This is a genomic window from Bacillus sp. FSL K6-1284 (assembly GCF_038002625.1).
Classification (GTDB): domain Bacteria; phylum Bacillota; class Bacilli; order Bacillales; family Bacillaceae; genus Bacillus; species Bacillus paralicheniformis.
On sequence record NZ_JBBOCW010000001.1, the window covers coordinates 409,350 to 420,148 of the forward strand.

General features: G+C 51.5%; 1 protein-coding gene. It reads left to right on the forward strand.

What is annotated here, in order from left to right; translation table 11 throughout:
• Position 1 precedes the first annotated feature (1 nt).
• Entirely contained in the window at positions 2-10,771 is a 10,770-nt protein-coding gene (licB, locus tag MHB72_RS02110) for a lichenysin non-ribosomal peptide synthetase LicB (protein WP_340901596.1), read from the forward strand.
• Positions 10,772-10,799 lie beyond the last annotated feature (28 nt).

Below are 10,799 nucleotides of genomic sequence, written 5' to 3' on the forward strand. Positions count from 1 at the left end.
TATGGGGAAACAAAAGATTCAAAAGGTGTATCCTTTGACACCGATGCAGGAAGGAATGCTGTACCACGCAATGCTTGATCCGGAATCTTCCTCTTACTTCACACAGTTGGAGCTATTCATAGACGGGGAATTTGATTTGGGGATCTTTGAAAAAAGCGTGAATCAGCTCGTGCGTTCATACGATATTCTCAGAACGGTTTTTGTTCACCAGCAATTGCAAAAACCGCGCCAGGTTGTCCTGGCTGAACGGCAGGCAATAGTGGAATTTGAGGATCTTGCGGACTTGGATGAGGAAAGGCAAACAAACCGCATTGACCGGTATAAACAAGAGGTACAGGCTGCCGGGTTTAATTTGGCGAAAGACATGCTGTTTAAAACGGCGGTCTTTCGGCTTGACCGGAATAAGTACCTTCTCGTCTGGAGCAACCATCATATCGTGATGGACGGCTGGAGCATGGGGATATTAATGAAACGCCTTTTTCAAAACTATGAAGCGTTTCGAGCAAACTGGACGGTTCCGCTTGATCAGGGAAAACCGTATGCGGACTATATTAAATGGCTCGGCCGGCAGGATAAGGGTGAAGCGGCATCCTACTGGGAACACCGCCTTTCGGGTTTAGAAAGTCCGAGCGTCATTCCCGGCGGCAAACCGCGGCCGGATTCAGAATCGTACCGGAACGAGGAGTTTACGTTTGTTTGGGACAAGAATATGGTGGATGCCCTTCAACAGGCGGCAAACCGCTATCATGTCACAGCTCCCAACCTTTTTCAGGCGATTTGGGGAGCGGTCCTTGCCAAATATAACAGAACCGATGATGTAGTGTTCGGCACGGTTGTGTCCGGGCGCTCGTCGGAAATTGACGGAATCGAGCATATGGCAGGGCTGTTCATCAACACGATCCCTGTCCGTTTAAAGGTCGATCAAAACGCATCGTTTGCCGAGCTGTTCAAACAAGCACAGCAGCATGCGATTGACGCGGAGCGGTACGACTATCTACCGCTCTATGAGATTCAAAAGCAATCGGCATTGGACGGCCGCTTGATCAGCCACCTTGTCGCGTTTGAGAACTATCCGCTTGATAAGGAGCTTGAAAACGGAACGATTCATGAGAGGCTCGGCTTTTCCATCAAGGCTGCCGGAGCTTTTGAACAAACGAATTACGACTTTAATTTGATCGTTTATCCGGGAGCTGAGTGGACGATCAAATTGAAATACAACGGTGCGGCTTTTGACGCGGCTTTCATTGAGCAGGCCGCCGGGCATTTAACGAGACTCGCAGAAGAGGCGATTACAAACCCCGAATCAAAAGCAGCCAGCGCCGCCGTGTTATCAAAACAGGAGCAACAAACGCTGCTCGCTTTTAATCAAACAAAATCCGATTATCCAAGAGAAAAGACGATCCCGGTGCTGTTTGAAGAACAGGTTGAAGCGTCTCCTGACAAAACGGCTGTTGCCGCTGACGGAAGAAGCCTGACTTACCGCAGGCTGAATGAGAAAGCCAATCAGCTCGCGAGAAGACTTAAAGCTAAAGGCTTGATGCACGGAAATGCCGCCGCCATTATGTTGGAGCGGTCGCTTGAAGCAGCCGTCAGCATGCTGGCGGTGCTGAAAGCAGGCGGCGTGTACGTGCCGATCGATCCCGGATATCCTGAAGAGCGGATTCGCTTTTTGCTCGAAGACAGCGGGTCAAAGATCGTCCTTACAAAAGACAGTACGCAGATTTCGCTGGAAGGGTATGAGGTGCTCGCCGTAAATGCGATGGATGCAGAAAAAGAAGATACCGCCAACCTTGAACATGTCAACAAGCCCGAAGATCTTGCCTATTACATTTATACATCCGGATCGACGGGCAGGCCGAAGGGCGTTATGGTCGAACACCGCAATATCGTCCGCCTTGTCAAAAATGCGGGCTACATCCCGCTGAAGAGCGGCGTGAGGATGGCGCAGACAGGGGCTGTCAGCTTTGATGCCAGTACATTTGAAGTATTCGGCGCACTGCTAAACGGAGGAACCCTTTATCCCGTCCCGAAAGAGACGCTCCTTGATGGAAAAAGGTTCAACATGTTTCTGAAGGAAACCGGAATCACAACAATGTGGCTGACTTCGCCTCTTTTCAATCAGCTTGCTCAGCAGGATCCGGGAATGTTTGCAACCTTGAACGATCTGATTATCGGCGGAGATGCCCTTGTTCCGGGAATCGTCAACAGAGTCAAACGCGAATCACCGGAACTGTCGCTTTGGAACGGATACGGGCCTACCGAAAATACGACATTTTCGACCTGTTTTTTGATCGATCAAGCACATGAGAGGACGATCCCGATTGGAAAGCCGATCGGAAATTCAACCGCCTATATCGTTGATGAACACGGCTCGCTTCAGCCGATCGGCGTGCCCGGTGAACTGTGTGTCGGCGGAGACGGGGTGGCGCGCGGCTACTTGAATCAGCCTGAGCTGACAGATGAAAAGTTTGTCGGCGATCCTTTTGCCGAAGGGAAGCGGATGTACCGTACGGGCGACTTGGCAAAATGGCTTCCCGACGGGAATATCGAATTCCTCGGCCGAATTGATCATCAAGTGAAGGTTCGCGGCTTCCGGATCGAATTAGGCGAGGTTGAAGCGGCTTTAGCCCGCCTTGAGGGGATTTCAGAAGCGGCCGCTGTCATTCGGGAAAACAACGCCGGAGAAAACGAGATTTGCGTCTATTACACTGCAGTTGGCGCGAGGCCGGCCGCACAGCTGCGGACAGAGCTGTCCCGGTCGCTTCCGGAGTATATGATTCCGGCTCATTTGATCGAACTCGACAGCATGCCGCTGACAGCCAACGGAAAGGTTGACAAACGTCAGCTTCCGGCTCCTATCGCTGAAGAGACTGCTAGATTCGAAGCGCCCAAAAATGAAACGGAAGAAATTCTGGCGGCAATCTGGGAAGAGATTCTCGGCATCAAGCAGCCGGGAATCGATGACAACTTCTTTTCCATCGGCGGACACTCGCTGAAGGCGATGATGCTGACTGCCAAAATACAAGAGCAGCTCCAAAAAGAGGTGCCGATCAAAGTATTATTTGAAAAACCGACGATCAGAGAGCTGGCCGAATTTCTTCAAGGAGAAACAAAAGAGGAAACCGCTTCGATTACGCCGGCACCATCCCGTCCGAATTACCCGGTTTCGTCCGCCCAACGGCGCATGTACATCCTCAATCAGCTCGAAGAAGCAAGCACGAGATACAATGTACCGGCGGTTCTGCTTTTGGAAGGCGAATTAGATAAGGAGCGTTTGGAAGCCGCGTTTCGGGCCTTGATCGGCCGCCATGAAACATTGCGGACATCGTTCGAATTAATCGATGGAGAAATCGTTCAAATCATCCATCAAGACGCGGTTTTTCACCTGACGGAATCAGTGGCGGAAGAAGCGGAAGCCGAAGCGGCGATCAGAGAATTTATCCGGCCGTTTGAGCTGAATAAGGCGCCGCTCGTCAGGGCGGAGCTCGTGAAGCTTGAAGAAAAACGCCATCTGCTGATGATCGATATGCACCATATTATTACGGACGGAAGCTCCACCGGCATACTGATTCGCGACCTGGCCGGCTTCTACCACGGAGAAGAGGCGCCTGCCCCTAAGCTCCACTATAAAGATTTCGCTGTGTGGCAAAACGGACCGGAGCATCAGGAGAAATTGAAAGAACAAGAACAGTATTGGCTTGACGTTTTTAAAGGCGAGCTGCCTGTTCTCGATCTGCCGTACGATTTTCCACGGCCGTCAAAACGCAGCTTTGAAGGTGACCGTGTCGTCTTCGGAATCGATCAAAAAATGACGGCAGACATTCAAAAGCTGCTTTCTGAAGCTGATGCGACACTTTATATGTTCCTGTTGGCTGCATTTAATATCCTGCTTTCCAAGTATGCGTCACAGGATGATTTGATCGTCGGATCGCCCGTGGCAGGCAGAACCCATCCGGATTTGCACAACATTCCGGGCATGTTTGTCAATACGCTGGCGCTCCGCAATCGTCTTGAAGGAGAAAAAACGTTTAAGCAGTTTTTGCAGGAAGTCAAAGAGACAAGTCTTCAAGGCTTTGCCAAGCAGGATTATCCGCTTGAAGAACTGATTGAAAAACTGCCATTGCCGCGGGATACAAGCCGAAATCCGCTGTTCAGCGTCTTTTTCAACATGCAGAACATGGAGGTCCCGACGCTGAAACTCGGAGATTTGCAGATTTCGTCTTACTCGGTGCGTCACCGCACGGCGAAGTTCGATCTGTCGCTTGAGGCTGTGGAGCATGATGGCGAAATCGGTTTGAGCTTTGACTATGCCGTATCCTTATTTAAAGAAGAAACGATTAGGCGCTGGAGCGGTCACTTCTTAAATGTGATTAAAAAAATCTGCGAAAACCCCGGCATTAAGCTCAGGGACATCGAACTGCTTTCAGTCAAAGAGCGCGCACTTCTGCTCGAAGAAGCGAGGCGCAGCCAGGCGGAGCGCCTTGAGGAGCGGCCGTTTCATGTACAGTTTGAAGAAAAGGCGGACGAAATGCCTGATCAGCCGGCCGTTGTCTGCGGGGAAACGATCCTCACATACCGCGTGCTCGACGAAAAAGCAAATCAGATCGCAAATGTGCTGCGCAGTGAAGGCGTCGGAAAAGACGATGTTGTCGGTATTATGCTGAATCGTTCTGCAGAGGTCGCCGCAGCGATTCTCGGTGTAATGAAATCAGGAGGCGCTTTTTTGCCGATTGATCCGGAAATGCCGACGAGCAGGGTGCAATATATGCTGGAAGACAGCGGAGTCCGCTGGCTCTTAACAGAACCTTCCCATCAAGCGGATCTCGCAGATTGGTATACCGGGAGACTGATAGATGTCAGAAAAGACACGCTGATGGCAAGTAATAAACGGCCGTATCCAACTACGGACGGAGCGAGTTTGGCGTACATCATCTACACATCCGGAACGACTGGCCAGCCGAAAGGTGTTCAGCTCGAACACCGGAATCTGGCAAACTATGTTTCCTGGTTTATCAGTGAGGCGCACCTGTCAGCTTCGGATAAAACGATGCTTTTGTCTTCCTATGCGTTCGATCTCGGATACACGAGCTTTTTCCCGGTGCTGCTTGCCGGAGGAGAGCTGCATATCGTCCCGAAAGAAACGTATACAGAACCGGAGGCATTTACTCATTATATCGGTGAACAAGGGATCACATATATGAAGCTGACGCCGTCGCTTTTCCATACGGTCGTTCAGCCGCAAAGCTTCGCTTTGGCAAAGGGGCTTCAGTCATTGAGACTGATTGTACTAGGGGGAGAAAAAATCAATCCGAAAGATGTGGAGCGGTTCCATTCCCGCTATCCGGACACCAGATTCATCAATCATTACGGTCCGACGGAAACGACGATCGGAGCAATCGCTAAACCGGTCGAGCCGGACATGATCGGACAATTCGCCGAGCGTCCGACGATTGGACGGCCGATTTCGGGCGCCGGAGCACTGGTATTGGACGCCTCCCACCGGCTTGTTCCCGCCGGAGCAGCAGGCGAGCTGTATATAACGGGAAGCGGGCTTGCAAGAGGATATGTGAACAACCGGGAACTCACGGCTGCGAAGTTTGTCGAAAATCCTTACACGCCGGGCACATTCATGTACCGGACAGGGGATCTCGTCCGCCGTCTTCCGAATGGAGAGATTGAATTTTTGGGGCGGACGGATGATCAGGTGAAAATCCGCGGCTACAGAATCGAATTGAAAGAAATCGAAGAAGCCTTTAACGGGCTTGATGATATAGAGCGGGCTATCGTTCTTTCCTTTACGACTGACTCGGGGTTAGACGAATTGTGCGCTTATATTCAAGCGAAACGACAGCTGCCGGTTTCCGAACTGAGAGAGCGTCTTTCCGAGCGGCTGCCGTCGTACATGATCCCGTCATACTTCGTAACGGTGGATAAAATGCCGCTTTCGGCAAACGGAAAAGTGGACCGCCGCGCGCTCCCGGAGCCGCAAGGTCTAAACGGACGAAGCGATTCGTATAGAGCGCCGTCAACCGAAATTGAAAAAGCCCTCTGCGGCATTTGGGAAGAGGTGCTTGGCGTTCAGAAGGTCGGACTTGACGACAATTTCTTCGATCTTGGCGGACATTCATTAAAAGGAATGATGCTGATAGCGGAAATCCAATCCAGGCTCGGAAAAAAAGTACCGCTAAAAACGTTGTTCGATTGTCCGACCGCCGGCTTGCTCGCCCGCAGTATTGAAGCATCCGAAGGACAGTCACAACAAAGCGCGATTCAGCCTGCCGAAAAACGCGACTGGTATCCGGTTTCATCCGCTCAGCAACGGATGTATGCCCTCCACCATTTTGAAAAGAACGGAACGGGCTACAACATGCCGTCTGTTCTCATGATGGAAGGCGTGCTTGATACGGATCGTTTAAGACGGGCGTTCGCCGACTTGGTGAACCGCCATGAATCATTGCGAACCGCATTTATTGAAATCGATGGCCGTACCGTTCAAATTGTGCATGAAAAAGCGGACATTGACTTAAAGGTTATTCATATTCGTGAAGAGGACGCAGAAGCGGAAATCAACCGCTTTATCAGACCGTTTGATCTCAGCACCGCTCCGCTGATCAGAGCCGAGTTGCTTTCCATCAGCTCTACGCGCCATCTGCTTTTGATTGATACACATCATATTATTGCGGACGGCGTTTCCAGAAGCCTTTTCGTCAAAGAAATCGCTCAGCTTTATAAAGGCGCTTCGCTCCCTGAGCCGAAGCTGCACTACAAGGATTATGCGGTGTGGCAGCAAGAACCTGACCAGCAAGAAAACATTCGGAAACAGGAAGATTTCTGGCTCCGTCAGTTTAAGGAAAGCGTTCCGGAACTCAGCCTTCCGCTCGACTTTCCGCGTCCTCCTGTCCAAAGCTTTGCCGGTGACCGGGTTCGCTTTAAAGCATCAAAAGACGCCGCCCTTAAAATGCGCCGTTTGACGGCGGAAACGAACACGACGCTAAATATTGTGATGCTCGCCGTTTTTAACCTGTTTTTAAGCCGTCTATCCGGCCAAAACGATATTGTCGTCGGTACAGCGGCAGCGGGCAGAACGAATGCTGATCTGAAAGACATGCCGGGAATGTTCGTCAATTCGTTGGCGCTGAAAAACCATGTGCCTGATCAAGCATCATTCAGCGAGTTTCTGGAAGAGGTCAAAAACAACAGCCTCGCAGCCCTCGACCATCAGGACTATCCGTTTGAAGAACTGATCGCCAAGCTTGATTTACCGCGTGACATGAGCCGGAATCCGCTGTTCAATGTCATGCTGACAACGGAAGATCCTGATAAAGAGACGCTCGATTTAGACGGTCTGACAATCGAGCCGTACGAGATTTCACATGCAGCTGCCAAGTTCGACCTGACACTTGGGGCTTATGAAAAAGATCATGAAATTGGTCTTCAGTTCGAATATGCAACAGATTTGTTTCAGAAACAAACGATTGAACGCTGGAGCGGATACTTGCTTAACCTGCTCGAAGCGGTTGCCGAAAACCCGGATGCCCGCCTTTCAGAGCTTTCGCTTCTGGATGAAGCGGAAAAACGGCGGATCGTTCAAAATTGGAATGAGACGAAGCTTGATGTGCCGGAGGACAAAACGGTCCATGAGCTGTTCGAAGCGCAAGTCCTCCGCACGCCTGACCGCGGGTCAGCGGTGTACAACGGCGTGGAGTGGACATACAAAGAGCTGAACGCGCGGGCGAACCGCCTGGCTCGGCTGCTGATCGAAAAAGGGGTCCGCCCTGAACAGCGGATCGGGATCATGGTCAAGCCTTCGCTTGAAATGGCCGCTGGCGTGCTCGGAATTTTGAAAGCGGGAGCGGCCTATGTGCCGATCGATCCTAGCTATCCGGCCGAGCGGATCGGATACGTGCTAAAAGACAGTGGCGCAGAGCTGCTTTTGACGCAAAGCGGATTAACGGTGCCGGACACATTTACCGGAGACGTGATCGATTTGAATAGAGAAGGCTCCATTCTGGACGGCGAGCTTTATCCAGAGGATGACATGAATCCAAACGCGCAAGCTCAGTCAGACAACCTGGCCTACTTGATCTACACATCGGGCACGACAGGCCAGCCGAAAGGCGTCATGGTCGAACACCGGTCGCTTGTGAATTTGTGTTATTGGCATAATGACGCCTTTAAGGTCACCGAACAGGACAAAAGCGCGAAATATGCCGGCTTCGGCTTTGATGCTTCCGTCTGGGAAATGTTCCCGTACTGGATCGCCGGAGCGGAGCTTCACATCATTGATGAAGCGATCCGAATGGATATTACGCGCTTAAATCAATACTTTGAAGAGAACAAAATAACGATCACGTTCCTGCCGACACAGTTGTGCGAACAGTTCATGGAGCTGGATAACCAGTCGCTGCGCGTGCTGCTTACGGGCGGAGACAAGCTGAAACGGATCGCAAAACGCTCCTACACGCTCGTCAACAACTATGGACCGACGGAAAACACGGTCGTCGCGACGAGCGCGGCGATTGATCCTGATGAAGGAATGCTTTCAATCGGAAAGCCGATCGCCAATACGCGGGCGTATGTGCTAGGACAAAACAACGAAGTCCAGCCCGTCGGTGTCGCGGGTGAGCTGTGCATCGCCGGCCGCGGGCTTGCGCGCGGCTATCTGAACAAGCCAGAGGAAACGGCGAAGCATTTTACGGAAGACCCGTTTGTGCCGGGCGAGCGCATGTACCGGACGGGGGACGCGGTCAAATGGCTGGAAGATGGACGGCTTGAGTACATCGGCCGAATCGACCAGCAGGTGAAAATCCGCGGCTTCCGGATCGAACTTTCTGAAATCGAAGTCCAGCTCGCGCGGCTCTCTGAAGTGCAGGAAGCCGTCGTCACCGACATCGAAGACGCCTGCGGCAACAAAGCGCTGTGCGGCTATGTCGTTGCGAATGAACAGCTTGATACAGAAAGCCTCGCCCGGAAGCTGGCGCAGACGCTCCCGGACTATATGGTACCGTCATTCTGGGTGCAGCTTGATGAGCTCCCGGTTACGGCGAATGGAAAAGTCGACCGAAGGGCGCTGCCTCAGCCTGACGTCGAAGCGCAGACAGCCGAATACAAAGCGCCGCTTACAGAAACGGAACAGCTGTTGGCGGACATTTGGCAGGAGGTTCTCGGTATAGACCGAATCGGGATCACAGACAATTTTTTCGCGCTCGGCGGAGATTCGATCAAAGGAATTCAAATGGCAAGCCGGCTTCAGCAGCACGGGTGGAAGCTGGAGATGAAGGACTTGTTTCAGCACCCGACGATCGGAGAGATCAGTTCGTATATTGAATGGGCCGATGCTAAACCGATCAATCAAGGACCTGTCGAAGGGGAAGTCACATTGACGCCGATTCAGCGCTGGTTCTTTGAACGCAAATTTACGAACGAGCATCACTGGAATCAGTCGGTTATGCTTCACGCGCCTTCAGGGTTTGACCCGGAGCTCGTTGAACAGACATTGGCGGCATTGACAGAGCATCATGATGCCTTGCGCATGGTGTATCAAAAGAAAAACGGCCGCCTCATTCAGTATAACCGCGGGCCGGGCGACCGTTCGTTCGCCTTTCGAGTGGTTGACCTTCGATATGTCACTGACATTGAAACGGAAATCGCCGCCCAGGCAAACCGTCTTCAGGCAAGCCTTGATCTCGAAAACGGGCCGCTTGTAAAGGCAGAACAGTATCAGACTGCGGAAGGCGACCACTTGCTGATCGTCATTCACCATTTGATGATCGACGGCGTGTCATGGCGAATTCTGCTGGAAGACTTTGCATCAGGCTACTCGCAAGCCGCACAGCAGCATGACATTGTCTTCCCTGATAAAACCAATTCGTTTAAAGATTGGGCAAAAGAGCTTGAGGCATATGCACAAACCGAACGCTTTCTTAAAACGGCCGATTATTGGCGCAGACTTGAACAAGAGCGCATTTGCGAGCTGCCGAAAGATCGGGCTGCCGCAGAAAGAAAAGCGGAAAACACTTCTGCTGTTACGTTTGAATTAAGCGAAGCGGAGACGCGTCTGCTGCTGACGAAAGTGCATGAGCCGTATGGAACGGATATCAACGACATCCTGCTTTCCGCCCTCAGCCTGACAATCAGAGAATGGACGAACGGCTCCAATATTTGCATCAATATGGAAGGGCACGGCAGGGAGGAAATCATTCCGGGGATGAATATTTCGAGAACGGCGGGATGGTTTACCGCGCAATATCCGGTTATTTTAAAAAGCGAAGCAGCGGCAGGATTGCCTGAGACCATTAAAAACGTCAAAGAAACCCTTCGGCGCATTCCTGACAAAGGAATCGGCTACGGCATTCTTCGCTACTTAACAGACCGGAAAAAAGCCGGTGCCGATTTCTCGATCAAGCCTGACATCAGCTTTAACTACCTGGGGCAGATCGACAGGGAGGTGCAGACCGATTTCTTCGGACCTTCTTCTTATGATATGGGCAGACAGGTTTCTGAAAGGTCTGAAGCGCTCTATGCGCTGAGCTTCAGCGGCATCATCAGCAAGGAAAAATTCATCTTGTCATGTTCATTCAATACAGAGGAATATGACAGACAGACCGTACAAGGGCTGATGGACAGATTCAAAGCTTCCCTAACGGCATTGATCGACCATTGTACAGCTAAAGAGGAGCGCGAATTTACACCGAGTGATTTTTCTGCCGGCGATCTTGAGATGGAAGAAATGGGCGACCTGTTTGACGTTCTTGAAGAAAACTTGAAATAAACACCGAGGACTTGCCCGCTTGTTAAGC

Bases quoted from the DNA above. Each gene is read 5' to 3' on its own strand.
- licB (WP_340901596.1), top strand. From the start codon at position 2: ATGGGGAAACAAAAGATTCAAAAGGTGTATCCTTTGACACCGATGCAG.